The organism is Vibrio caribbeanicus ATCC BAA-2122, assembly GCF_000165125.1.
GTDB classification, from domain to species: Bacteria; Pseudomonadota; Gammaproteobacteria; order Enterobacterales; family Vibrionaceae; genus Vibrio; species Vibrio caribbeanicus.
On record NZ_AEIU01000046.1, the window covers coordinates 1 to 26,428 of the forward strand.

The window sequence follows — 26,428 nt, forward strand, 5'->3', positions numbered from 1 at the left end:
AATATTAAATTCCTAATCATATTAATTCCTTTTTGACATTTATCCTCGAATTAATAATTAGTTTGTGATTTTGAAAATTCAAATAAATTTTCTAATAATGTGCTTTTTAATTCAAATAAAATAATAAAACATTCATTGTTTCATTATTTTTAATATTATTATTCTTTATTTTTTATATTATTTTACTGTAACCGTTATCTTTTTATGTGATTGATTTTAATTGTTTTTATATTCTAAATTTTAGGTTGAAAAATGGTTTTTTTATCTATTAATTTATCTGAATATTATAGTGTTAAAATTATTATTTTAAGTTTTTGCAATGGCTTTATTTGTTTAAAAAAGTTGGTATTTTATTTATATTTTACAATGATAAATATTTTTTAAGATTTAGTGTGTTTTTTGTTAACTTTGTTTTGATTTATGCCTCAAAAAGGTGATTGTTCTTGGCATGCAGGTTCGTTATCAGGGGCAATCTAAGTGAATAGATCTTCAAGTTCCTTGGGTAAGACAGTAATCATTTCCTATACTAATTAGTCAGAATTGTTATTTTAGTCAACAGATGCAGAACATACAGGCCACTATGAAAGCGACACTCATCATTGTTATATTTATGCTTGCTGGACCATTTTTCGCCAATGCCTCTCCAAACTCAAAGGCCAACAACGTCATTGATAAAAAAGTGGAGCAGTGTATTGATAACGCGGTATGGGAGTTGATTAATGATTATGATGTTAGGAATCGTTACCGTAATGAGTTCAGGCAGCTCACTGAGCGGTTGATGACAAAGTTTGCGCCTGATGAAGGCGATCCTACAGGAGTTAGCGCAGAACACTTAGCCGCGGTGATCATCGCAGTATGCAAAGCTAAGTACTAAGCACGTCTTGTTGCTGTCATCTGCACGGCGTTGATTGAGCCCACACTTTCTCATCTACAAAAAATAAAAGTCTTTGTTCACCAGCATTGCCCGTCGTTTGGAGACGGGCTTCTTATCTGCGTTGGTGATACGGAAAAGTACTCTTTAAAGCACTGGCTAAAGTAATTGGCACTGATAAACCCGGTCGCAACGGCTATTTGAGAGATCGTTTGGTTCGATTGGGTGAGCAGTTGTCGAGCGCACGTCAGCCTAATTTCTAAATAGTGCTTAGATGGAGAAGTATTTAAGTGGTGTTTAAACAGCCTCTCCAAAGTGCGTCGCGACGTGCCTACCTGATTCGCTACAGTTTCAATGGGTAAAGGTTCATCGAGTTGGTGCTGCATCAAATGAACCGCTTTTTTTAGTCGCTCTGGGGCCTGTAGTGGAAGCGGGTCATTGAATGTCGTTGAATGATCCGAGACTTTATCTCTATCACAGGACAAAATCTCTCGAACCCCATTTGCACAGGCCTCACCTAGCATGAGTTGTATTAGGTTTAACATCATTTCAAGTGAACTTGTCGGCCCTGAAGATGAAAAAAAGTGACCATCAATCACGTAGGTTTGGCTGGTAAGATTAATGTGCGGAAAATGTTCTCTGGCATAGGCGTGATTATCGGGATGAAGGGCAAAGGTTTGGCTACTCAAGATACCTGCATGGCAGAGTGCCAAAGCACCATTCCACAGGCCACCTAGCCTTTGCTTTTTATCATTTACGGCTCTTAATGCCCGTGATAACAGAGGGATTTCGTTTAGTGGGGAGCGGTATCCACCACAGACAATGATCATTTCTGCTTGCTTGAGGATATCTGGGCGTAAAGTCACATCGACAGTGATTGAAATTCCAACATCACTCATCACACTGGATTTATTGATACCACAGGTAAAAAACGAGAAATTTTTTGTCGATGTCACCAAGTTTGCCGTGACTAGGCTATCAATGACGCTGGTAAAAGAAATAAGAGAAAAGTTGTCTAGCAAAATGAGCAGAACATTTATTGGCCTCTGCTCTCCATCCACCGGCGGAAGAAATGACAGATTTGTTTCTCGAAGCTGCCCTGTAAACTGACGTTGCTGTGCCATAGTGTTATCTCTTCCGGTCGGTTCAAATGATAAATCGTGTCGCAAAAACGACAGATTTTGTCGCATATCTTAACTCATCATTGATGGTATTTCGCTAGTTTTTATTAACATATTTTTTACATATGAGTGGCTGCGAGGTAGATCTGAGTTACCTTAAATCTGCCACCCAGCCAAGTAAGATGGAAGGTAGGCGATGAATCATTATTCCGGATTTGGGCTTTTTAAACATGCACTTAGCTATCATGAAAACTGGCAGAAAGTATGGCGAAACCCATTACCTAAAAAGCATTATGACGTCATCATCATTGGCGGGGGAGGGCATGGTCTCGCGACTGCTTACTATTTAGCGAAAGAACATGGCATTACAAATATTGCGGTAGTTGAAAAGGGCTACTTAGGCGGGGGAAATACGGCTCGAAATACCACCATAGTGCGCTCAAACTACCTTTGGGATGATGCAGCGAAGCTCTATGAGCACGCAATGAAGTTATGGGAAGGGCTCTCTCTCGAACTGAACTATAACCTGATGTTTAGTCAAAGGGGTGTTTTGAACTTGGGCCATACACTTCAAGACATGAGAGACATTGAGCGCCGAGTCAATGCTAATCGACTGAACGGTATCGACAGTGAGGTGTTGAGTACGAAAGAGGTACAAGAGCTCGTCCCTATTTTGAATTGCGCTCCTGACGCAAGATACCCTGTTTTAGGCGCGAGCTGGCAAAAACGAGGTGGAACAGCAAGGCATGATGCGGTTGCATGGGGGTTTGCGAGAGCGGCGGATCAATTGGGTGTTGATCTTATCCAACAAAATGAAGTGACAGGGATCCGTGTCGTTGATGGCATGGTAAAAGGCGTTGAAACCAAAAATGGCTTCATTGGTGCGAGTAAAGTCGGCTGCGTTGCCGCTGGACACTCTGGGGAGCTTGCTCGAATGGTCAACCTGTCGTTGCCTTTGGAATCTCACCCGCTGCAAGCCATGGTCTCTGAGCCTCTTAAACCCTGCCTAGATACAGTGGTCATGTCGAATCATGTTCACGGCTACATGAGTCAATCGGACAAAGGAGACTTGGTCATTGGCGCTGGTATTGACGGTTACCTTGGCTATGGGCAACGAGGATCCTTTTCCATCATAGAGAGCACCATTGCGGCGATTATCGAGATGTTTCCAATCGTCAGTCGAGTGAGGCTCAATCGACATTGGGGAGGCATTGTTGATACATGCCCAGATGCTTGCCCAATCATCAGTAAGACGCCCATTGGTGGACTGTATTTTAATTGCGGTTGGGGAACGGGGGGATTTAAAGCCACGCCGGGATCTGGGCATGTTTTTGCCTCTACGATAGCCAATGATCATCCTCATCCTTTAGCCAAACCTTTTTCTTTGGACCGCTTTATCACTGGTCGATTGATTGATGAGCACGGCGCTGCTGGCGTTGCACACTAGGGAGGCTCATATGTTACAGATTTATTGTCCTTACTGCGCGGAGTTACGAGAAGAACATGAGTTTCACTACGCTGGAGAAGCGCATATTGTTCGTCCAAAAGAACCAGAGTCGGTTTCTGATCAAACTTGGGGTGAATACCTTTTTCATCGCAAAAACCCGAAAGGTATCCACCAAGAACTTTGGCTTCATTCGGCAGGTTGTCGGAAATATTTTAATGTTAGCCGCAACACGGTTACCTATGTCATTGAGCAAACCTATAAAGTAGGTGAACAAAAGAACGAGGAGATGGCTGGTGAAACAAATTAATCGAATCAGTAGGTTGGGCCGTTTGGATCGCAGTCGTACCATTCCCTTCGTTTTTAACGGAAAAACCTACATGGGCTATCGTGGAGATACTCTCGCGTCGGCGTTGCTAGCAAATGGTATTGATGTGGTAGGGCGCAGTTTTAAATACTCTCGTCCACGAGGCATATTCTCCGCGGGTGCTGAGGAGCCAAATGCTATTGTTCAAGTGGGAAGTATGCCCAACACCACGATTCCTAACCTAAGAGCAACTCAAACAGAGTTATATACGAACTTAGTTGCCAGCTCTGTTTCCGGTTGGCCGAGTGTCGAGCACGATGCCATGGCTTGCGTCGGAAAGCTCGCAGGTAGGATGATGCCAGCAGGCTTCTATTACAAAACCTTTATGCAGCCTGAAAAAATGTGGCCAACTTATGAGAAATACATTCGCAAAGCGGCGGGGCTAGGCAAAGCTCCCGAGCAGCCTGATCCGGATATCTACGACAAAATGCACCACCATTGCGACGTGCTTATCGTCGGCGGAGGCCCTGCGGGACTAGCCGCGGCAAAAGCACTGATTGGCAGTGGGCTAAAGGTCATTGTGGTGGATGAACAAAATGAGTTTGGCGGCTGTCTTTTATCCATCAATAGCGAGCAGGATAGTTGCCAAGTTTTGGCTTGGCTCAACGATACTCTTAGCACCTTGTATAGTGACGATAATTTTACACTGTTGCCGCGAACGACCGTCTTTGGCTCCTATGACCATAATTTTCTTGGAGCGGTAGAGAGGCGAACTGATCACTTATCAGAATGCGCCACTGGAGCCAGGCAGCGCTTACACCGAATTAGGACCAAAAAAACGATTTTGGCCACTGGAGCCATTGAGAGGCCGCTAGTCTATGCCAATAATGATCTCCCCGGATGCATGTTAGCCTCAGCAATCTCAACCTATATCAACCGATACGCAGTGGTGCCGGGTAATAACTTAATACTGATGACCACCAATGACTACGCCTACCATACTGCACTTGATTGGCATGCCAGTGGTCGTAACGTTGAAGCGATCATTGATACCCGAGAGGCGCCAAATGGGCCGCTGGTTCAGTTAGCTCGAGAATCAGGGATAGAGGTCATCACTGGGCATGCCGTTGTCGAAGCGAAAGGCAGTAAGCGGGTTCGCTCAGTATTGGTTGCGCCTATCAGCGTCGATGGTAAAAAAGTGACTGGCAAGGAGCGAGAGTATCTTTGCGATACGGTGGCAAGCTCCGGAGGGTGGAGTCCTACGGTTCATTTATCTTGTCATACCGGCAACAAACCGATTTGGTGTGAAAACGTGTTGGGTTTCGTACCCAATCCAACTGCGAAAGAACAACATTTTGTCGGAGGGGTAAAAGGCACTTATCGCTTGAGCGATGTGTTTGCTGAGGGCAGCGAATGTGGTGTGGCGATTCGAGAATTACTCGGTGCTTTGGACCACCATGATTATGTTACGGCTACGCCAAAGATAGACGAGCACTTGGAAGAGCAAGCAATGGCGTTATATTGCGTGCCCCACATGCACGCTGTGAGTCGAGCACCAAAGCAATTTGTTGATTTTCAGAATGATGTGACGGCGGCTGGAATCGAGCTTGCGATACGCGAGGGGTTTGAGTCAATCGAACATGTTAAGCGTTATACCGCGATGGGGTTTGGTACTGAGCAAGGAAAAACATCTAACATCAATGGTATGGCTATCGTCGCTCGTTTACTGAACAAAAATATGGCTGAGGTGGGAACCACAATCTTTCGCCCCATGTATACGCCAGTCACCTTTGGTGCCCTTGCTGGAAGAGACGTTGGACAACTTTTCGATCCGACCAGGTTTACACCAATACATCAGTGGCATGTTGAGCAACAGGCAGAGTTTGAAGATGTTGGTCAATGGAAGCGGCCTTGGTACTTTCCCCTCAAAGGCGAGACGATGCAAGAGGCATTGAATCGAGAATGTCTTGCTACCCGCAACAGCGTGGGAATATTAGACGCTTCCACACTAGGGAAAATTGATATTCAAGGCAAAGATGCGCGAGAGTTTCTCAATCGAGTGTACACCAACGCTTGGAGTAAGCTTGAGCCTGGCCGTTGTCGTTATGGGATCATGTGTAAAGACGATGGCATGATTTTCGACGATGGCGTCACATCTTGTATCAGCGATAATCACTTTATTATGACCACTACTTCTGGTGGAGCGGCCGCTGTTTTGGATTGGTTGGAGCTCTGGCACCAAACAGAGTGGCCAGAATTGGATGTGTATTTTTCCAGTGTGACGGATCAGTGGGCGACAATGACAATTTCAGGCCCAAACAGTCGTGCTCTACTTGAGAAGCTTGTCGATGGTAAGGACATATCAAATCAAGCTTTCCCATACATGAGTTGGCAGAGAATGAATGTGGCTGGTGTTGATGCCCGTGTATTCCGAATTAGTTTCACAGGTGAGTTGTCCTTCGAAATCAATGTCCAAGCCAATTATGGGCTGTATGTTTGGCAGCAGATCTTTGCAGCCGGAAAAGAGTTTGAAATCACCCCGTATGGCACAGAGACGATGCATATTCTACGAGCCGAGAAGGGGTTTATCATCGCTGGCCAAGATACCGATGGTTCTATGTCACCTCAAGATATGGGGATGAACTGGATTATTGGAAAAAATAAGCCGTTTAGTTTTCTTGGCAAAAGATCTTGGCAGAGGCAAGAGAATGTCCGTAGCGATCGTAAGCAATTTGTTGGGCTCTTGACCAAAAATCCCCAGCAGGTTTTGCCTGAGGGTGCTCAAGCGGTGTTTGATCCGTCTGAACCTATACCTATGACCATGGTTGGGCACGTCACGTCGAGTTACTTTAGTCCAAGCTTAGGGCATTCAATTGCACTCGGCGTCATCGAAGGAGGGTTATCGCGAATGGGTGAGACAGTCTATTTCCCTCTTGCAAACGGAGAGACGGTTGAGGCAAAGATCAGTAATTCAGTCTTTTATGACCCACAAGGAGAACGGCAAAATGTCTGATGTGTTGATTTCGAAAAATGACGTTGATGAGCATTGCTCGTGGCAACCTTATGAACGCTCTCCTCTCACGGATGGTGGTGGTGTCAATCCTACCCACTTAGTGAAGGATCCCACCGTGTGGATAGAGGAAGTCAGGGGGATAAGTCAGTTAATATTGAGGGGCAATCCTGAAAATTCTGAATTTCTGTCTAGCGCTCAGGTAGTATTAAACATTATGCTGCCTCTGGTGCCAAATACTAGCACCGAGACGGAAGCTTATCGTACATTTTGGCTTTCTCCAGATGAATGGCTCATTGTTGCTCAATCAAGTGATGCCATTGGGGTGGAATCGATATTACGTAATTCTCTCTCTAACGATTGTGCGCTGACGGATGTGTCAGGGGGACAAGTTTTGCTCAGGCTTGAAGGACAAAATGCAGAAAATGTCCTCAAAAAATCGACGTCCTATGATTTGGGTAAGTTGACCATAGGCAAAACGGTAGGGACTTGTGTGGCAAAATCGAACGTTCGAATTTGTCGAGTCGACAATCAGTCATTTGAACTGATTGTAAGGCGCAGCTTGGCTAATTATCTATTGACCTGGCTGATGGACGCAAGCCAAGAGTATGGTGTGGTATTTCGTCGACAATAATAATTCAAGATGCTCTAGGCCGTGGTAATTCTGCGGCTTAGCCCAACGCTAGAGAGGAAATAACATGAATCAGCCTGTTGCGAGCTATGTATTAACAGCAAGCTGCCCAAGTCGTTCAGGGACAGTTGACGTTGTGACGAGGTTTTTAAGGGAGTCAGGGGGCTATATCAATGAGCTTAATTCATTTGACGATGAGTTGAACCAGCGCTTTTTTATTCGTACTGTGTTTCGCCTTGAAGCTGATAGTGAGTTTGATCGAGACGTATTTTGTCAGCAGTTTTCCGAGCGCTCAAAAGCATTTGAAATGGAGTGGGAGTTGACGCCGCTGGACTACAAGCCCAAAGTTGTGATCATGGTTTCAAAGTACGATCACTGCTTGAATGACTTGCTATATCGCTATCGTACCGGAAATTTATCTGTTGAAATCTGTGCGGTTATCTCTAATCACACCGACCTGCAGTCTTTGACTGAGTGGCATGATATTCCATTCTATCACTGCCCAATAACGCCCAGCACTAAAGCTCAACAAGAATCTCAAGTTCAGTCAATTCTCGATCAATACCAATGCGAGTTATTGGTGCTTGCGCGGTATATGCAGGTGCTCTCGCATGAGATGTGTGAAGTATGGGCAGGTAAAGCGATTAATATCCACCATTCGTTATTGCCCGGGTTTAAGGGCGCAAAACCTTACCATCAAGCCTACAACAAAGGGGTTAAGCTGGTAGGGGCGACGGCACATTATGTCAGTGATGATTTGGATGAGGGCCCCATCATTACTCAAGGGATGGAGACAGTAAATCATACCTACTATCCAGAGGATCTCACCAGAAAAGGCAAAGATATTGAGGCGCAGACATTAGCCCGCGCTGTTCAATACCATGCTGAGAAAAGGATATTTTTATTCAATGATAAGACGATTGTCTTTGAGCGATCATAGCAACAATATGCCCAAGTAACTTGGGTGCTAGGTGGGCTTAAAAGCCCACTGAGTAACGTCATCAACCCAGAAAACCCATTAAAGCATGCCATATCTGGCGGTTAAACCAGAAAACATGCTTGGGCTTTGTGCACGCCAAATTTGTCAGTACAAGGAGAAGTAAGCATGACCGAATCGAGAATTATACCGCCACCCAGTTTAGCAATGGCACTCACACCAATAGGTATCACACTGTCTATTTTGGCAGTCCAATTGTTTATTTTTCATGACTTTACCCCTCATATTCCTTTGGTTGTTGGAATTTGTGTCACGGCCATCTTTGCCTTAATTCGTGGCTATCAATGGGATGATATTGAAGAAGGAGTGATGCACACGGTTCGTTTGGCGGTTCAGTCTATTGCAATTTTGATGCTGGTTGGAATGATCGTTGGGATCTGGATTGCCAGCGGAACCGTGCCTCTATTGCTCTATTACGGGCTGACGCTACTTGATCCTAAGATTTTTCTCGCCGCCAGCATGCTACTGTGTGCGGTGATTTCACTGTCTCTTGGCACCTCGTGGGGGACGGTCAGTACTGTCGGTCTTGCTTTGGTGGGGATCGGGGTTGGATTTGATATTCCTATTTATTGGACCGCAGGGGCTGTGGTTTCGGGCGCTTTTTTTGGCGATAAGATGTCTCCCCTGTCTGACACAACCAACTTAGCGCCGGCTGTGATTGGCGTTGATTTGTTCGAGCATATCAAGAATATGTTACCCACCACCTTGCCAGCCATGCTTATTGCCTTTGTGATTTATCTGCTGGTTGGGTTTAATGGCGTCTCCTTGGACTCTGATAACCTAGAGAAGATCCATCGAATTACCTCTGGCATCGAGCAGCATTTTGACTTGTCTCTTTGGTTATTGATCCCCCCAGGACTTGTTTTACTTTGCTCTTTACTGAAACTGCCCACGCTGCCCTCACTCTTTGTCGGTGTGCTAAGCGGCTCTGTGGTCGCAATGTGGTTTCAGGGAGTGGGACTGCACGATGCGTTTAAATATATGCAAAGTGGCTATCAGATAGCGACGGGCGTGAGTGAAATTGATTCTTTACTTGCCCGAGGAGGCATTCAGTCAATGGCTTGGGTCATTACCTTGATGATGATTTCGCTTGGGTTCGGAGGGGCGCTTGAGCGTACTCGCTGCCTAGAAACGATAGTCAATGCGATTTTATACAAGAGTAAGACCTTTCTGCGTTTGCAAACCTCAGCGATTGGTACCTCTATTGCGACCAATTTAATTGCCGGCGATCCGTATTTATCCATCAGTCTGCCGGGGAGAATGTTTACCCCTATTTACCAGCAAAAAGGGTATTCAAAACTCAATCTGTCTCGCGCGGTTGAGGAGGGTGGAACCCTGATCTCTCCTCTGGTTCCATGGAATGCTGGTGGCGCGGTGGTGATAAGTGCGTTAGGTCTTGGTATTGCAGAAGGCAACATAGAAAACTTGTTATATATTCCGCTTGCCTTTGCTTGTTGGTTATCACCTTTAATCAGCGTTTTTTATGCATTTAGTGATAGGTTTACCGTATTAGATCAACCCATATTGGAGTCCTAGCTTAGGCATTTGAGAGCCACCAAAAGTTGCTGGCTAAACTCATGCTTTATTGGTTGACGGCACGGTATCTAAGGCAACTTTGTCATGCATCACAAGCAAATAGATTGACGCTAGCATAGTGATAAGCTCTGTTGTGGGCGCGATTAACCAAACGCCATCCATACCAAGTAGTGACGGTAACACAATAATACACGGCATTAAGACAACAAGGCTTCTCAATGACGCGATGAAAGCTGACTGTTTGGCTTTGCCGCGCGCAGTAAAGTAATTGGTGCTGGTCATATTGAATCCGAGAAACAGAAAAGCTAATGCATAAATGGGCAAACCTTTTGAGATCAGAGCATTCACATCACTGTTATCGACAAACAATTGCCCGTAATCTTGATGAAATATGGATAATAACAGCCACAAGGCAGCGCCAAGACCCACCACATACAGTATGGTGGTGTTACGAAGCTTCTTAGCCAGTTCGAAACGTTTTGCGCCCATAGAGAGGCCAATTAAAGGTCCAACACCTTGATTAAATCCAATCACTATCATGGAGAAAATCATCGAGGTATAGCTGACTACCGTCATGGCTGCAACGCCTGTTACCCCACTTACTTTAATGATGGCGGCGTTCAGTGCTGCGATGGTAAAGCAAAGAGATATTTGAGCGATAAACTCAGAGCTGCCATTTTTGAGCATATTGGCACAAAAGAGACGTTGGAAATCAAAGCGAGCGAAGCCGAAATGCTTTGATTTAAACTTAAAGTAGGCGAGGCCAAAACACTGACAAAGCAGCACTGCAATGATGGAGGCAATAGCAATACCCGCTATCCCAGCGTTAAACACCGCAACAAACAGATAGTTTAAAATAACATTGAGTAGCAGAGATAAAAGTGAGAGGTTTAAGGCTAAAATGGGTTTGCCTTCTGCCCGCGCAAAAATGCCATAAATGATATTAAGAATTGAAAAGGGGTAGGCTAAGACCATCCAAAAATAGTAGTTAAGGAATTCAGTTTTGACGGTGTTATCGACGTCGAACAAATGGCTAAGCGGCTCTAGAAACAAAGAAAAACACAAACTTAATCCTGCTAATGAGATAAGAACACTCGCAAGGGTTTGATTAAAGCCGTTGTTTGCCTGTTCAAATTCTTGACTGCCAAGGGCACGAATACTTTGGATAGCACCGCCCACTCCCGTCATTAAGCCAACACCAAGAAAAATATACAAAATTGGTAAACCCAAATTGACCGCAGCAAGTGAGGATTTACCCAGATAATTGCCGATAAAAAAGCCGTCTACGATGCTGACCATGGACATGATAATCATGGCCGCAATGGCAGGAATAGCTGACTTCAATATGGAAGAGCGTATCCGTTTTTCGATAACGTCTAAATTCATGTATACAATCCGACCTCATTTAGTGGCGGAAATTATAACACTATGAATGCTAATGCATTAAGGACATTTATCTCATTCTACTTCGTAAGCTTATGAACTCCAATTTTATGGAATGGTGTTTATAATGGGTTTTTCCCTATCAAATTTAATCCAATGAAAGAGGGTCAGACCGAGCTTATTTTGGGTGTGTGTAGGTTGAAAATCGTATTGCTTAGAATCCGCCTGAGTTATACGGAAACTTTCGGCAATTTCTGAAGTTCACATCCTAGTCGCTAGGTAATACAGGCATTAGATTGAGCGTGAGTATAATTAGCTTTATGATTGATCACGTACAATTACGGATTAAATCCGTCTAATAAGCGTTAAGCCACTCGTCATCAAAAAAGGACTAATAATATGAGTCTTGAAGAAAGAGATCTGCGAGATTTAGAGAAAGCAGTAGGTCTATTGGAGCAGGATACAATTACAGAAAAAATGACTCAGTTTATCGGAAAGCCAATAGACTTCTTGATGGGAAAGCTTCCTAAGGGGGCGGAAAAAAAAATTCACAGTATAGTGGAAACTGCGCTTCACAAGGCTGCTGATGCTGCACTGTGGAGTTTAGACAATGAGCCAAATACAGAAGCGTCAACTAAGACAAATAAGCTTTTTGCTGCTGTATCAGGGGCTGTCGGTGGAGCTTTTGGTTTTACTGCACTAGCGATAGAACTCCCAGTTTCAACAACAATCATGCTTCGCTCAGTTGCTGATATAGCAAGAAGTGAAGGCTTTGATCTAGACAAAGTAGAAACAAAACAGGCTTGTTTAGAGGTGTTTGCCTTGGGAGGACCGTCTGAGGATGATGACGCCGTCGATACGGCGTACTATGTGACAAGGAGCTTCACTGCTGAGGCTATGCAAGTGTTATCCAAGGAACTTGCGGAAATCGCAGCTCAGCAAGCGTCTGCAAATTTTGTGCAACACCTGACGCCAACACAAACAGGCAAATGGTTGGCTGCTTTAATAGAGAAAATTGCAGCCAGGTTTGGGGTAGTTATTACTGAAAAGGCAGCGGCTCAAGCTGTGCCAATTATTGGTGCAGTAGCTGGTGCCACACTAAATACAATGTTCACCGACTATTATCAAGATATGGCTCGCGGTCACTTCATCATTAAAAGGCTTGAAAAGAAGTACAGCTTTGAATTGATAAAAGCTGAATATACTAGGATCTCAAATCCGGTAGTGGCCTAACAGATAAGGATTAAGCGTTGCGTAGCCAACGTTAAATCCCAAGTGTTGAACAAGCCCGAGCCTCTATATAAGTAAATTTTGCGATCTGCTCTAGAAGGGCGGCGGCCTTGATGCTTTTCTCAAGGCGAGTAAGCTCACTGAGTGGCAGAGACTTCATAGACCTTATGGCACTTCTCAAACACACTTCTCAAAAAAATGCTAGCTCAGATCTGCCCCATTTTAAGCTAGACCTTTTACTCACTCACATGTTGTTAATACGTATTTTCCCTACTAAAGGTTATCCGAGTGTAGTACGACAAGGCTTATACAAGAGGGGATAAAAACCCGAGTATCAGTGCTAAACTCAGTGGCAAAAAGAACTTCAATATCGTCTAGCTAGGCGTAACGACAAGCATTTTTGAGCTTGATGTTCGGGGAACATTAAAATAAGTTCTCGATTATCCTGTTATGCGTGATTATTAGCATATACTTAGCCGCGCATTATGTGGTAACTTTCGCTGTTGTTACCTTATTTTAAATCAATCAGTTAAATCGGACTATGCGATTACATAATTTGAAGTTTGGTTGGTGGAACGTTTCACTAAGCCCTCCAAGAGCTAAGACCAAAGGTAGTCCCGAAAACTATCAATCAATAAGTCGAATTCTGGTAGAGATTCTTATAAAACATGACTTGTCTCTGATAGGGGTATGTGAGGTCTCCTCTAATGATATGGACCAAATTCAAATCCATTTTCAGGGAACTCCCTATCAGGTTCTACCTTTAGATCACAAAGTGGGTCGAACAAAATTTGATACTGCTGTCATATACGACCCTCGGAGAGTATGTGTTTCACACGAAGTGGACTTAAAGAGGACTGAACGAGGACAGGTAATTAAACTAGGGCAGGCTCTTCAAGTTATCGATTTAAAAGAAGCTGATAAGTTTAATCTAATCCTGTGTCATTGGGCTAGCAGGATAACTTCCAGTGGAGAGTCTAAACGAAAACTCGCGGCTCAAGGTTTATATGATGCTGTAAGGGATATGATGCGCAACGATGAGCACATCATTATTATGGGCGATTTCAACGCTAGCCCATATGATAGTGTGATGCTTGAAGAACTAAATGCAACGAGGTGTCATGAAGCCGTTAGAAGGCATCCGACGGAATTGTTTTACAATCCTTTCTGGCGAGCATTGCCATCAAAAGAGGTCTACAACTATACAATGAGAGATACCCCGCATTTTCCATCCGGCTCACATAGGTATCAAGACCCGTGTGGCCAGTATTGGCATACATTCGATCAGATGGTGTTTTCTGGGAACTTTCTGGGACCAAGTGAATGGCATTTGAACGAGTCAACAACAAGAACGCTGTTTGATGAGCCTTTAGAATCTAGTATTTTAGATAACAAATCCATAATTGATCACTTACCTGTTGTATGTGAGATAGTTAAGCACCCATGAGGTTGATATGAGTTTTAATTTTAAAGAAAGCTTGGCCAAGGGGCAGGCTAGTGCATCTCTTGTAAAGAAAAATCAAAGAGAACTTGACGATATCTACAATGAACTGACTAAGACGTTAAGTGAGCACTTTGGGTTTAAAGTTAGCCTATATGATCGGCTTGAGTATAAAGGGATGAACTCGGGCAACTCTATCACAGCGTTAGGTGCGGCATTTAATGCTTGGGTTGACCCGGCAAGGGTTGCGACAGGATATACAATACTTTCGTTGGGGGCTAAAGACACGAATGTTAGTAAAGTGACTCTGTTTAGATATAAAGAAAGTGATGATGTCTATCCCGTCACAGTGCTCATAAACAAAGACAAAATGCTCTGTTACAACCAAGATGAGTATGCAACCTCAATAAATAAAGCTCTTGAGAACCCAAGGCTTAATCTAGAGTTGATAGATTTTAAATCTAAAGTAGAACAAGCATTGCAAGAAAGTTCGGAAGATTCTGAACCTGAATAACCTTTAGTTGCCGCGAGGCATCCTGTGACGGGTGCCGAAGGTGCTGGCTATTTGAAGCAGATAACCCGTTAGATTTAGTTGTTAAGGTATTATGCGAAGCATAGGTATTGTGCTGCTCATGTTAGTAGGTCTTTACCCATACTTTTCCTAATATCTACCAGCCCAAATACAGCGAACTGACTAACCAGTTTCTGTCCAAAAACGTGTTGCCCCCCTTTTGGTATGTGTCCTGAACTCTTTAACTTAGCAACCATTCAGGACTTCGTAAGCTTATGAAGTCCAATTTTATGGAATAGCGTTTAAAATGTTTCTCTGGACGTGTTACCTTTGGTTTTATTGGTGTGTGTCCTGAATTTTTCCACAACTAGTTGTTTTTAATATAAATGCTTCCATGTAATAGGTGGCTAAAGAACTCTGGAGTACCGCATGACTGTTCAAAGTGATTTTAAATCTTTCTTAACTAACCTTCAGATTAAAAACGCAGGTCAAATTAGTGGGAGATACGGCAGTATCACCCGCCGTCTAAATATGCATTTTCGTGATAGTGAAAGCAAAACAGCGAACAGTCTACAAGTTGGATCTTATGGAAGATATACGGGGATAGACGGTATCTCTGATTTAGATATGCTCTACATCATGCCCCCTAGTCTTTGGGGTACCTACAAGAAAGATCAATCTGGCTTACTAGATGTCTGCAAAGAACAGATTAAAAAAGTTTACCCTCAAACTGAAACAAAGAAGGATCGCAATGTTATCGTCGTAAGCTTTAGTAACTACGTCATTGAAGTTGTTCCCGTTTTCAAGCTTACAAATGGTAAGTACTATTATCCAGATACATATAATGGAGGTAGTTGGCTGGTATGTGATCCAAAAGCCGAGTTAAAAGAGTTCAAAGAAAAGAATAAGGAAAGGAATGGCAACTTAAGACGGCTAGCTAAGATGGTTCGAGCGTGGAGAACTAGGAATAATATCGAAATGAGTGGCTTTCTGATTGATACCCTTTGCTATCGTTTTATCGATAAAAATGAAGATTTTGACAACACTAGCTATGGGAAATATGACGTGTTAGTAAGAGACTTTTTTGAGTTTTTAGAAAACGAACCTGATAAACAATACTACCTTGCTCCAGGAAGCAACTCGCATGTAAAGGTCAAAAAGAAATTTCAGAGTGATGCGAAGGCTGCAAGAGAGGACTGTGATGAGGCCATAACTGCGAGAGCTGAAGCGAAAGCTGATAAATGTAATAGATACTATAAAAGCGTTTTTGGCAGAAAATTCCCGAACAATACCGCTGTAGCTAAAGCAGAAACAACAGAAGAGTTTATTGAACATAAATATGAACAAGACTTGAAATATAATATTGCTTTAGATTGTGAAGTCAAAACAGATGTGATGACTAATTTCCTGTCACGAATGTTAGATTCTAAAGAACGGATTTTGCCAGAAAGGAAGCTGAAGTTTACAGCAATGAACATAGATATAGTTGGTGATTTCGAACTTAAGTGGAAAGTTCTTAACCAAGGTGATATCGCTGATAGGCGTAATAATATTCGCGGTCAAATTGTCGACGATGATGGTACGAGAACAAAGACTGAAACAGCAGATTTTTATGGTGATCACTTAGTAGAGTGCTATGCATTACAAAATAACGTAGTGGTTGCTAGAGATAGAATTGAGGTTCCTATTGCTTAGGAGTAATACTTAAATGTCAGAACAAACAACTAAAAAACAGATAGCTAGAGAATATTATAATGTAATTTATGGGGCTAAGCTGAACCTTGCATCTTTGGATATTTGTGAGAAGCTACCTAGTATCATCAGCCTGCTATCATTATCTCTAGGTATCCTTGGGCTTTCATTTGAAACTTTTAACAATAAATCACTTGCTTCATTCTTATTGATAGCTGGCTTGATTGGGCTAATGCTTAAACCACGAGAAATACAAAAAGATAAGTATTGTAAAGCTGGTGGTGAGCTTACGGATATCAGTAAAAGACTTGAATTGCTCCATTCAGAAATAGAACCTTCTGAACCTGAATCAGAAGCTTCAGGCCGAGTAGAGCTGCGAAAACTCCAGACCGAACACAAAGAGGTTTATCAACCTTCCCCCGTTTTCCTTGCTTCCTGGTACGCCCATTACAAGCTCTTTTCTGAGCACAATAATAAGTGGTTCTGTATTGAGTTGGGGCTTACTTGGAAAGATAAGATACCACTTAGCCTAAGATCAACAGTTTTAGCTGCCATGATAGCTTTGTTCATTTATATAAATCCGTTCTACTTCTTCAGTAAAACGTGGGATTGTATAGAAGAGTCTAGTGTTGATGGGGGTTGGAAGGAAGACTCTCTTATACAAGAGGAAGATAATTCTAATTTAGGGCACACACCTTAACATCATAATCCTTATCTGGACATGTTACCTTTGGTTTTTATTGAAATAATTCAGGACACACACCTTTAACAGTTCTTTTGGTGTGTGTCCTGAATGATCTTGGTCTCGCTTTGTCGATGGTTGGTTTTGTAAATTATTGTCTCTTAAAGGCTTGTGCTTTTCCCATCTTGGATAACACGTATCGTTAAAAAGAGATAACACGCTAGCGTGTTTTTATGTGAGGATAGAGTACAAATCTCGATGTATTTTGTTTGATTTTAGTAGCTCATCATAAATTAGGCGAAAGTCGGGCAGTCAGAAAAAGGCGACGGCCTGTTATTAAGAATAAGAACGTTAACCTTCAGGGAGAGATAATGTGGACTCCAAAGATATAGTTCTTTCAGATTTGAAGTTGGCGATTGAACAATTATGCCTGCATTTAAAGACAGATGACAGTTGTATCTGGACTAACCATTTTGAAAAGCAACTTAAGCATGTAAATGATCTAATTGAATATGGTTATGTCGAAGAAAACTTGTATGAGCTTTCGAGTTCTATAAGGGCAGTCTATGGTGGTATGGGTAGTTTCAATGACTACTACAACCCTCACCATTCGAAAGAAAGAAACGAATTAATTAAGCTGTACGGTTCAAGTAGTGACCTGTCTTCAAAGGTCTATGACCTTGCAGTCAAACTAAAACAGAGTGAATAAAAAGGTTAACAAGGCGTTTGGGAATTATTCAGGACACACACCTTTAAAATTGATGTGTTATCCTTGGTTTTTATTAATGGTAATTCAGGACACACACCTTTAACACTTCAATATTTTCTATTCAGCTAATAGACTGTGATGCAGTCTTACGAAAGAAAGACAAAACAGGAGAGTATTCGGAGTTTGTGCTTTCAAAGTTTTTTGGAGGTCGATATAGTGGTGTATAGTCAATTCCATATGGTGTAAGGGTTTACGTAAATCCGAGTATCAATGTTGCACTATTTAGGTAATGCACATAATAAAGTGCTTAAAGAGCGGACAACAAACAGTTGGTTTTGTTCGTGCCTCACAAATTTGAGCCAACTATTTTTAGCCGTTATAGGGGCTTATATAAGGAGAAGTTTTGGACTACGAAATTGGCGTTTTTTTGTGCTCTGCAATTTCAGAAGAAGGGAATTCTTTTGGATACCCAAAAGGTGAAAGGCATCCGGCAGTGTTCCTCGTAAGGCAGGAAAAAGGATTTTATGATGACCTTGACCATGCTGAGCGAATTGCGGACACAGTTGAGGGTTGGCGTGATTTTAAATTTACGAAAGTTGCTTTAGGGGACTTAGATAAAATCAAGAGTGATAATAATTTAGATATGGCAGAAGCTTACGAAAGCGCAATGGAAAACGGAAGTTGTATTATTATTTACAGCAAAGTAATAGATTGAATTCAGTTTTAATGAGCCCTTCTCCGGTCAAGAGGCCGGAATTATTCAGGACACACACCTTTAACATCATGATTCTATTTGGACGTATTACCTTTGGTTTTTATCGCAAGAGTTCAGGACACACACCCAAAGGGGGACAACACGTTTCTGTCCAAAACCTTCACAAACTGAATTTGTACCCGAGTCAAACTTACTGCCCAAATATTCTCAGTTTGTTACCTAAAACAATCCCATTGTTCCCACAAATTTGGTAGATAATAGGTAGTGCGGCCATGCTGTTGGTGCGCTCAATGTGTTCAATTAAAAGAGTTAAGTGTAGGTAGGGTTCATGGCCTTCAATTTGACCGAAGGCCATTTTATCTATACTTCTGATCAGGCGGGGAGACTATCTTTAGATGCTTTATTAGGTGGAGTTAGCTTGTTATCATCCGCACCGCTTATGGCTTCATTATAAGCTTTTGAGGCATCCTTAATTTGATTAAAAAACTTTTTGTAGTTTTCTCTCATCGAGCCGTTTAGTTCATCAACCATTTTATTACATTGCTTGACCACATCAATCAGATTAATAATGTCCAAAACAACATTCACGACAGTAAGGATTGCGGAAATACCAAGGGCGAATTTAGCTGAACTGTCCATCATTTTCAGAGCAGATGAGTCTACCTCTTCTAATGGTAACCCTGCAGCTTCAGCACACTCTTGGATTGTGTTTTGCTGCATTTTAAGATTTCGTAAAGCAATTGATAAAGAGATCCCTTGTGTAAAGGTGAGAACTTGTCTTGTAAAAGTCGTTGACACTGGTAGGTCAGCCAACACTTTCATAAACTTCGTAACGTCTTCTTTAGATTTATCGCTAAAGTTGAGCTCGTCAAGTGCATCCTTCACTTGGTTTATTTCATCACTCTTGAAAACAACTCTCGCGCTTGAAGCATACTGTCTAAAAAGATCTGGGGTTGCTTTTTCACCCTTTTTTTCTATTTCACCAATAAACTGTAGTAGAGACGAACGACACGCTTGAGTATCTAAGCCCGCTGGTGCTTTTGAAACTATCAAGTTGTTATTTTTTTTATATTTTTCAATATAGTGTAATACGTCTGAATTTATTTTTTTAGATATGTCTGTGTCGGCGTTTTCTAGCTTTTTGTTAAGTTCTTTTGCTTTACTCGACGCAACAGCTTTATCTACAGCAGCCTCTGCTTGTAATGCAACGAACGCGGCCATCCCTATACCAAAAGACCAGAAGCTAGCAATTGCTGCAGCGTCGGCTGCCATTTCAATTGAGTCCGCAGCTACAGTCCAGTCTCTAACTTCTTTTGCTAGATCAACCAAAGAATCAAACTCTTCATCCACTGCTTTATCAGAGGCGAAATCGCCAAGCCCTACAAAAAGGCCATGCTCGTCTAAAATCTGATTTATGTTTGAGTCTGACTCTTCATCCCAAGTCTGCATGTAGTTTAGATAAGTCATTAAGTCTGTACTTCCCATATTAGATATCCCTGTACTCTTGTTTTAGTTACTAAACCTCTTAAGTCTATTTATACTAGAACAAAAAACTTAATATGAAATCAATTTAATATGAATTATTAACATTAGTGCACTACTATATGGTACGTGCCGGTATGGATCTGTTTAGAAAAGCTATGGGTGGCAATACTTTAGTCACGTCAGTTAAGAGTAAAGCTAGGATGAAATGATTCAGGATAAATAATTCAGGACACACACCTTTACATCACAATCCTTATCTTGATGTGTAACCCTAGGTTTTGATTCAAGAGTTCAGGACACACACCCAAAAGGGGGACAACACGTTTCTGTCCAAAGCTTTGCTATCGGGGCAATCAAAAACGAAAATGCCCCATTTCTTGTTAGACCAAATGCTCTACACATTTTAGGGGCGTGCGTTTTACCTATCAAATCTAACCCGATGAAAGAGGGGCAGACCAAGCTCATTTTGGGCGTATGTAGGTTGAAAATCCTATTGTTCAGAAGACGCCGGAGTTATACGGAAACTCTCGGCAATTTCTGAAATTTACATCCTCGTCGCTAGGCAATACGGGCATAAGATTGAGCGTGAGTATAATTAGCGTTATGATTGGTCGCACATGATTACGTAAAAACCTGTCGATAACGCGTTATGTCTCAAGGAGAAAATTGTGTCTTTAACATGGAATGAGCTAACAATTAGGTTTGATCATATTGAACGTGAGAAGTTAGTTGAAGATTGGCAGTGGCTAGTTGGTTCTGCTTTACCAATCTTAATTACTTCCGTAGGTGATGCGTTTCTACAAACAGCATCAGGTGAAATATATTGGCTCATTACAGGTAGTGGTGAGTTTGAAAAGGTAGCAGACTCATACGAGGATTTTCAGTCAAAGCTTCAAGATAATGAGTTAGTTAACGAGTGGTTCTTAATCCCCGTTGTAGCTCAGTTGAAAGAGCTTGGTGTAAATTTAGTGGACGGTAAGCTTTATGGATTTAAACAGCTTCCTGTCTTAGGCGGAGCTTATGAGCCAGAAAATTATGAGCTTTCGGATATTGAGGTCTACTTTGCGATGTCAGGTCAAATCAATCTAAAAATCAAAGATATACCTGATGGCACACAAGTGAACTTTACAATCACCGACTAAAGGTATGACAGATAAGGATTAAGCGTTGCGTAGCCAACGTTAAATCCCAAGTGTTGAACAAGCTCAAGCCTCTATATTTATCAATAGCTCATCTAAAAGCTACGCTCCTTTCCTATTAAGTAAAACCTCTAGCCTCGCAAAGTAAGGTCACATTTGGTTTAATTATGTGGCGTTATTTGTTGCAAGCATTAGCACTCATAAGAAATTATTCAGGACACACACCTTTACATCACGATCCTTATCTAGACGTGTTACCTTTGGTTGTATTGGTGAATGATTCAGGACACACACCTTTAACATCATGATCCTTATTTGGGCGTTTTACTTTTGGTGTGTTCTGAATTGTTTTTGCCCCATTCCCTCTCAGCGCGAATATCTACTCAAAATCTGCGGCTGTACGTTTGCCTTACCTGTAGTTATTCGAACCAAGCTTTTTCTCAAATAATTCAGGACACACACCTTTACATAATCCTAATCTTGATGTGTTATCCTTGGTTTCAATTAGTATGTGCCCTGAGTTATTAACTGTGTTTAGGGTGGTGCGCGGCGACCTTTGTATTGCATTGCTCACCCCTTAACAGGGCGTTATGTATATCGGGATTTTAAATGTTAGTTTGGGATGAAACAGATGTATTGACAGTCCTAGAGGTAAGATAATTCAGGACACACACCTTAAAAATATTTAGTGTTTTCCGACAGTTTATGTCGGTACTATAGAATTATGTTCTTGGGCTGGGAAGGGATATGGAAACAGTTAAACTACTAGACTTGGGGTTTTCTACTGCAGATGCAGAATATCCTGAAATCCATCAAGAAGATGGTGATTTACGAGCTGAGTTTAAAAATTGGCAGACAAACTCGGTAAAGCTATTTTTCGCTGATCATGTAGCATGTAAGTGGCAGATGGTATTTGATTTGCTAGAGGGGGAGCGAGATGACTGCTGTTATGAAATATGTTCATCTATTTGGCTGAAGCAACACGTTCAATCAGAAATAATCAATAGCAACGAGGGTTACAAGCACTTTCGACTTAATTTTAATGAGTTAGGGCAACTTGATGTAATTGCTCTGAACATTGTAGTACTAAAATAACGACAATAATTCAGGACACACACCTTTTAAAATAATGCTAAATTACTCCTCTCAGTTTGAAGTTTCTATTGAGATAATATGGCGCTTCGGGGGTATCGTCGCCGATTTGGATTAAAAGAGACTGTATTTGATTGAATATCTGAGTATTTATTGAAACGAATTTCCAATTATTCAGGATAAATTATTCAGGACACACACCTATACATCACTTAGCTCAAATGAATTTGCTAATTTTTGCCCTGTAAATCGCTTTGAAAGCGTCACAAACTTACAAGTCGTTATGGCAGCATGCTGGCCTTGAACAAGTGTCTAAAATCTTCGCTATGAGTGCTTGAGGCGGTCTGATGGCTGTTTTTGATAGCAAACTCACACATATTACCATAATAGGAATAATCATCACCGAAAATATCATGCCAAGCGTTGAGAATACGTCTTGAACGCCTTGATATGTTTTTTTATAGTACGAAAGACCTAAAAATTCATAGAGTTCTGCATGAAAAAGCCTACATTGAAATCAACTTTGCCTGTTTCATTACTTAACGGTGTTAAGGAAAGTGATCTTAAACGTCACGAATTTATTGTTTACATGCATAAGTGTATCAATGGGTTATATATAGGCCAATCAGACGATATGGTTCGTCGTTGGAGACAACATAACGAAGCGGCGTTCAATACAGAGCATAGAGACTATAACCAAAAATTTAAAGGGTATATCCGTAATTTCGGTTTCCAGCACTAGAAATAATTCAGGACACACACCTTTTAAAATATGAATAAAGAAAAGATAGAATCTGTATTGTCTGAAGATTTGGGTGAAGGATTCCGGATAGTCTATGAAAATGGGCAAACCTCACCTGTTATAGAATGGGTTGATTGGGTTCAATTGTCTGATGATCAAAATGACATCCAAGTGGTAGTTAACTTTGAAGACGATAGTGAAAAAGTCTTCGGCAAAGGCAAAATAATTCTGGACATACACCTTTAAAAATATCTATTCCCTAAAATAGCTTATTCATAAATTGTTGAATAATTCAGGACACACACCTTTAACATCATGATCCTTATTTGGACGTATTACCTTTGGTTTTTATTGGTGTATGTCCTGAATTATTATTGTGGGCATGAGCCATTGATTTACACTCAATCTGATGTTGGTCATGGACAGAGCGGGACACCAGAGCAACTAACCCTCCGATGTATTGATTTTTTGACTTTTTTTGAAAATGAGCTTTGGAATAATGAAGCAACTTGATTACAGCATTAACCTAACGAACTTTTACAAGTTTTCTTCCAACGTATTTCTTGTCAGCATATCTAGCTTTCTACTCAGTTCGCTCGATTTCATCATGATCGGCGGCTTTGGTGAAAAGTATCAAGCCGCGCTTGGTCAAACCACAGGCATCATTGCGGTGGTCATGGTTTTGGCAATGGGAATTTACAGCTTTACTTCAATGAAGTTTGCAAAGTTGCTGGGAAGCAAAGCTGATTATTCGGAAATATCAAAATTGCTGAAGGCAAGCTTGTTTTGTCTTGTGCCCTTGATTTTACTGATATGCTTGATAATTGTCTTCTTGCCGGAAACTCTGAGATTGCTTCGGCAGCCTGAGGAGGTTGTTGAACTGTCTCAGGTTTATACACAAATAATTTGGCTTAAAGTACCTTTTTCTGTTTTTGTTGCTTGGGCTTCGTTTTTGTTTCGGGTAATGGATATTCATAAGCTTCTCTACATTCGCGTGGGGATTGCTCTGACGGTTAATTTTTGCCTTAACTACTTTTTCCTTTTCCACTACCAAGTTTTCTCGCCGATTGAAACCGTGGCTATTTCTACAATTGTTTCTGAAGTTGTTGGTGTGCTGTTTTATCTACCTATGGTACACAAAAAAATATATAGAAAATATTGCCAGAGCTCATCGGCGGTGGGCGAAGTGATTCCCTACGTTAAGGATATTTTCAAACAGGGTATCCCTATTAGTATTAGTATTCTTAATGATTGTGTACAGGGGGTAGCGATTTCTATTTTTGTTGGCTGGATGGGTACAAATGCACTTGCAGCCTACAATGTCGCGTTTACTATCGCTATCTATATGTTTAGAGTGCCACAAGCTTGTGTCGCAGCGCTACAAACCTTTTATGCCTACCATTTGGGGCAAGGGACGCAGCAATCTCTAATGCGCTATTTGGCGTATTCGTTTGTCTCTTCAATTTCAGTCGTTTCGCTGGTGTTTACTTTTTCAGATCAGCTTTTAGGGCTCTTTAATACACCTGGCAGTGAAGTGTTTGAGTTGTCGCAACTTGCCTTACTTGCCATCTTACTTTCCTTTCCTTTTTATTTTGCCGAACAGCACTTAAATGTGGTGATTGTGGCGCATGAAAGGGCCGAATTTATTATGAAGGCCTCTTCATTTGCTAGTTATATTTGCATGATTCCACTGACGCTTTGGGTAAGTATGTCTGGCGGGAGTTTGTTCGTGCTCGTGGTTTGTCAGGGTGTCGGTAGCCTCGTTTTGTCAGCCCTATTTAGTTACAAGATTTTAGATATTTACGGTTATTTTTCAAAAAGTAAAGTGGAAGGGGTGCCACGTGAATTTTAATTTCCTAAAGAAATGATTCAGGACACACACCTTTAACAGTGCTACTAGTTTAAACGCCATTGATGCTCAATTCTAAACTGCTTGGGTGTTACTGAGCTGTACAATTTAAACGCTTCATTAAATGAGCGAACGGAATTGAAATTACTTTGTTCCGCGATAATCGAAATCGGAATGGATGTTCTCGCTAATAACCTCTGAGCTTTCTTAATCCTGATATGCCGATATAACTCGGTAAAGTTAGTGTCTAATTCTTTCTTTAACAATCTCTTCAAAGATGACTCACTCATATTAAACTTCGAGGCACAATCAGTAAAAGAACGAATTTCATCAGTACTGATGTACTCTATAAGTTTAGGTAGCCAGACTTGTTGAGCAGCTGTTATATGCGACTCATTTTTATCACAACTGGTGCGCAGGGAATCAAGAATACTAATCACTTTGGTTACTTGTGCGACTGAATTTGACCGCTTCATTTCTAACATCGGTGTTTTGTATAGAGATTCTTTACATTTTGTATCGAGTGTTAAAGTAACCACCTGATTAATGGCCTTGAGCCAATGTATAACAGGTTGAAACTCAGGGATGGCAGTGTCGAGAAGCTCGTTTCCAAATAACACAACTACGATATCTTGAGCTTTACTTTCACAATCCCAAGTATGTCGCACATATGGTGGAATGAGAATTAGCTCATTTTCCTCTGTTCTAGATACAGAATCACCGATATAACGCTTCCCATTACAATTAGTTAACATTATTAATTCATAACTGTCATGAGCATGGAGCTCAAACATTGGAGAACTATTTTTTAAATGATGAACTCGGATCGAACGGTTCGGTGAAAAACGAGTTAACTTGATATTCGCCATTTGGACTAAAACCTCTACAAGGTGAGCTCAAACCACTGAAAATACCATGGGTAGGCGTTAAAGTTAAGGACTAGGTAAAAAAATGAATAGCCAAAACTATACATTTTAACTCTCGTACATATTTTTAATTTATTAAGGAAACTGGCATGGGTAATGAGAATCTAAATATTGTTTTTGACTTGGACGGAACGATAATTAAACAAGGCAAGCCGTTAGATATCGAAAAGGCTAAAAATATAGTGAGTCTTACATCGGGTTATAATTTGTTTTTTGCTTCAGCCAGACCAATTAGAGATATGTTACCGTTAATACCAGAAGAATTAAGAGGTGCTACATTTATCGGTTGTAATGGTGGGCAAGCATGGAAACATGGGGATATGATTTTTTCAAACCAATTTCCCTATGAAGAAATAGGGCCTATACTCGCTCTTTTAAAAACCAAATCGATCCCCTATGTTATTGATAGTGAGTGGAAATATTCATTTTCACAAAAGAAACACGATTTCCACAGTTATATTGAATCACTATCAGATTTTAGAGTATCTGAAGAAGAAATCATTAGGCATGGTGTTACTAAGCTCTTAATTCTCTGCTCACAAGTAAAAAAAGATATAGAACAGTTGATTTTGTCTAATAATCTGAAATGTAGTCTACATTCCCATACTCATGATGATTTTTTTGATTTAACCCCTATTAAAACGAACAAGGCAGAAGCCCTTGATAAACTCGGCGTCGAATTCGAGAACACTTTAGCAATAGGTAACGACTGCAATGACTTTGACATGTTAGATAACTCGAAAATATCAATTTTCGTTGGAGAGACTAGCTCTTATGATAAAGCAAGTTACCGCTGTTCATTTGATCGCGTTTTAGAGGTAGTGGCAGGAATAATTCAGGACACACACCTTTAACACCATTTTGCAATCTTAAATCCCTATTTTTAATTCATTGATTTTAAATTAAATTATGATA

Annotated in this window: 24 protein-coding genes; 20 read left to right on the forward strand and 4 right to left on the reverse strand. The window is 41.3% G+C overall.

Features of this window, described 5'->3' with window-relative positions; genetic code table 11:
- The first annotated feature begins 580 nt into the window (after positions 1-580).
- Entirely contained in the window at positions 581-874 is a 294-nt protein-coding gene (locus tag RH40_RS03930) for a hypothetical protein (RefSeq protein ID WP_009600055.1), read from the forward strand.
- A 77-nt stretch (positions 875-951) separates the two neighbouring features.
- On the opposite strand, the gene RH40_RS03935 is transcribed toward RH40_RS03930, so the two are convergent.
- Positions 952-2,061: a GlxA family transcriptional regulator gene (locus tag RH40_RS03935; RefSeq protein ID WP_081454961.1), complete on the reverse strand. Its 1,110-nt coding sequence runs from the start codon at positions 2,059-2,061 to the stop codon at positions 952-954.
- Between the two features lie 127 nt (positions 2,062-2,188).
- Here RH40_RS03935 and RH40_RS03940 point away from each other — a divergent pair, with 127 nt between their 5' ends.
- The 6 genes from RH40_RS03940 to nhaC all read left to right on the forward strand — a co-directional run bounded on the left by RH40_RS03940 (position 2,189) and on the right by nhaC (position 9,917).
- Positions 2,189-3,439, forward strand: coding sequence for a sarcosine oxidase subunit beta family protein (locus tag RH40_RS03940; protein ID WP_009600057.1), 1,251 nt, complete (start codon positions 2,189-2,191; stop codon positions 3,437-3,439).
- Between the two features lie 10 nt (positions 3,440-3,449).
- A complete protein-coding gene (locus tag RH40_RS03945; RefSeq protein ID WP_009600058.1) occupies positions 3,450-3,746 on the forward strand; it encodes a sarcosine oxidase subunit delta in 297 nt (98 codons plus the stop codon).
- The gene (locus RH40_RS03950) at positions 3,733-6,756 is read left to right on the forward strand and encodes a sarcosine oxidase subunit alpha family protein (protein ID WP_009600059.1); all 3,024 of its coding nucleotides are present in this window, start codon (positions 3,733-3,735) and stop codon (positions 6,754-6,756) included. The genes RH40_RS03945 and RH40_RS03950 overlap by 14 nt, the downstream gene beginning before the upstream one ends.
- A complete protein-coding gene (locus RH40_RS20230) occupies positions 6,749-7,387 on the forward strand; it encodes a sarcosine oxidase subunit gamma (protein ID WP_009600060.1) in 639 nt (212 codons plus the stop codon). Before RH40_RS03950 ends, RH40_RS20230 begins: the two co-directional genes overlap by 8 nt.
- Before the next feature lie 64 nt (positions 7,388-7,451).
- Complete coding sequence (gene purU / locus RH40_RS03960; protein WP_009600061.1) at positions 7,452-8,324, forward strand: formyltetrahydrofolate deformylase; 873 nt, start codon at positions 7,452-7,454, stop codon at positions 8,322-8,324.
- 165 nt (positions 8,325-8,489) lie between these two features.
- On the forward strand, positions 8,490-9,917 hold the full coding sequence (gene nhaC, locus RH40_RS03965) for a Na+/H+ antiporter NhaC (protein ID WP_009600062.1): 1,428 nt from the start codon (positions 8,490-8,492) through the stop codon (positions 9,915-9,917).
- A 39-nt stretch (positions 9,918-9,956) separates the two neighbouring features.
- On the opposite strand, the gene RH40_RS03970 is transcribed toward nhaC, so the two are convergent.
- The gene (locus RH40_RS03970) at positions 9,957-11,303 is read right to left on the reverse strand and encodes an MATE family efflux transporter (RefSeq protein ID WP_009600063.1); all 1,347 of its coding nucleotides are present in this window, start codon (positions 11,301-11,303) and stop codon (positions 9,957-9,959) included.
- Between the two features lie 396 nt (positions 11,304-11,699).
- Here RH40_RS03970 and RH40_RS03975 point away from each other — a divergent pair, with 396 nt between their 5' ends.
- The 7 genes from RH40_RS03975 (at position 11,700) to RH40_RS04005 (ending at position 18,280) form a co-directional block, all read left to right on the forward strand.
- On the forward strand, positions 11,700-12,533 hold the full coding sequence (locus RH40_RS03975) for an EcsC family protein (protein ID WP_009600064.1): 834 nt from the start codon (positions 11,700-11,702) through the stop codon (positions 12,531-12,533).
- Between the two features lie 538 nt (positions 12,534-13,071).
- Positions 13,072-13,977, forward strand: coding sequence for an endonuclease/exonuclease/phosphatase family protein (locus RH40_RS03980; RefSeq protein ID WP_009600065.1), 906 nt, complete (start codon positions 13,072-13,074; stop codon positions 13,975-13,977).
- A 7-nt stretch (positions 13,978-13,984) separates the two neighbouring features.
- A complete protein-coding gene (locus RH40_RS03985; RefSeq protein WP_009600066.1) occupies positions 13,985-14,485 on the forward strand; it encodes a hypothetical protein in 501 nt (166 codons plus the stop codon).
- Between the two features lie 426 nt (positions 14,486-14,911).
- Complete coding sequence (locus RH40_RS03990) at positions 14,912-16,177, forward strand: SMODS domain-containing nucleotidyltransferase (RefSeq protein WP_009600068.1); 1,266 nt, start codon at positions 14,912-14,914, stop codon at positions 16,175-16,177.
- Positions 16,178-16,190: 13 nt separating this feature from the next.
- A complete protein-coding gene (locus tag RH40_RS03995; RefSeq protein WP_009600069.1) occupies positions 16,191-16,874 on the forward strand; it encodes an SLATT domain-containing protein in 684 nt (227 codons plus the stop codon).
- A gap of 355 nt (positions 16,875-17,229) precedes the next feature.
- Entirely contained in the window at positions 17,230-17,565 is a 336-nt protein-coding gene (locus RH40_RS04000; protein WP_009600070.1) for a DUF6966 domain-containing protein, read from the forward strand.
- A gap of 403 nt (positions 17,566-17,968) precedes the next feature.
- Positions 17,969-18,280 carry a hypothetical protein gene (locus tag RH40_RS04005; protein WP_009600071.1) on the forward strand — a complete coding sequence of 104 codons (312 nt, stop codon included), beginning with the start codon at positions 17,969-17,971 and terminating at the stop codon, positions 18,278-18,280.
- Positions 18,281-18,652: 372 nt separating this feature from the next.
- On the opposite strand, the gene RH40_RS04010 is transcribed toward RH40_RS04005, so the two are convergent.
- Positions 18,653-19,765, reverse strand: a complete 1,113-nt coding sequence (locus RH40_RS04010; RefSeq protein WP_009600073.1) for a hypothetical protein — start codon at positions 19,763-19,765, stop codon at positions 18,653-18,655.
- Positions 19,766-20,433: 668 nt separating this feature from the next.
- Between RH40_RS04010 and RH40_RS04015 the strand changes: the two genes are divergently transcribed.
- The 5 genes from RH40_RS04015 (at position 20,434) to RH40_RS04040 (ending at position 24,590) form a co-directional block, all read left to right on the forward strand.
- A complete protein-coding gene (locus RH40_RS04015; RefSeq protein ID WP_009600074.1) occupies positions 20,434-20,907 on the forward strand; it encodes a T6SS immunity protein Tdi1 domain-containing protein in 474 nt (157 codons plus the stop codon).
- A gap of 744 nt (positions 20,908-21,651) precedes the next feature.
- Positions 21,652-21,999 carry a hypothetical protein gene (locus RH40_RS04020; protein ID WP_009600075.1) on the forward strand — a complete coding sequence of 116 codons (348 nt, stop codon included), beginning with the start codon at positions 21,652-21,654 and terminating at the stop codon, positions 21,997-21,999.
- Positions 22,000-22,492: 493 nt separating this feature from the next.
- A complete protein-coding gene (locus RH40_RS04025; protein WP_009600076.1) occupies positions 22,493-22,738 on the forward strand; it encodes a GIY-YIG nuclease family protein in 246 nt (81 codons plus the stop codon).
- 57 nt (positions 22,739-22,795) lie between these two features.
- Positions 22,796-22,984 (forward strand): hypothetical protein, encoded by a 189-nt coding sequence (locus tag RH40_RS04030; RefSeq protein ID WP_241209863.1) that lies wholly within the window; start codon positions 22,796-22,798, stop codon positions 22,982-22,984.
- Positions 22,985-23,237: 253 nt separating this feature from the next.
- On the forward strand, positions 23,238-24,590 hold the full coding sequence (locus RH40_RS04040) for an MATE family efflux transporter (protein WP_009600078.1): 1,353 nt from the start codon (positions 23,238-23,240) through the stop codon (positions 24,588-24,590).
- Between the two features lie 44 nt (positions 24,591-24,634).
- On the opposite strand, the gene RH40_RS04045 is transcribed toward RH40_RS04040, so the two are convergent.
- Positions 24,635-25,456 carry a helix-turn-helix transcriptional regulator gene (locus RH40_RS04045; protein ID WP_009600079.1) on the reverse strand — a complete coding sequence of 274 codons (822 nt, stop codon included), beginning with the start codon at positions 25,454-25,456 and terminating at the stop codon, positions 24,635-24,637.
- Between the two features lie 146 nt (positions 25,457-25,602).
- On the opposite strand from RH40_RS04045, the gene RH40_RS04050 reads away from it, so the two are divergent.
- Positions 25,603-26,367 carry an HAD-IIB family hydrolase gene (locus RH40_RS04050; RefSeq protein WP_009600080.1) on the forward strand — a complete coding sequence of 255 codons (765 nt, stop codon included), beginning with the start codon at positions 25,603-25,605 and terminating at the stop codon, positions 26,365-26,367.
- The last annotated feature ends 61 nt before the right edge of the window (positions 26,368-26,428 follow it).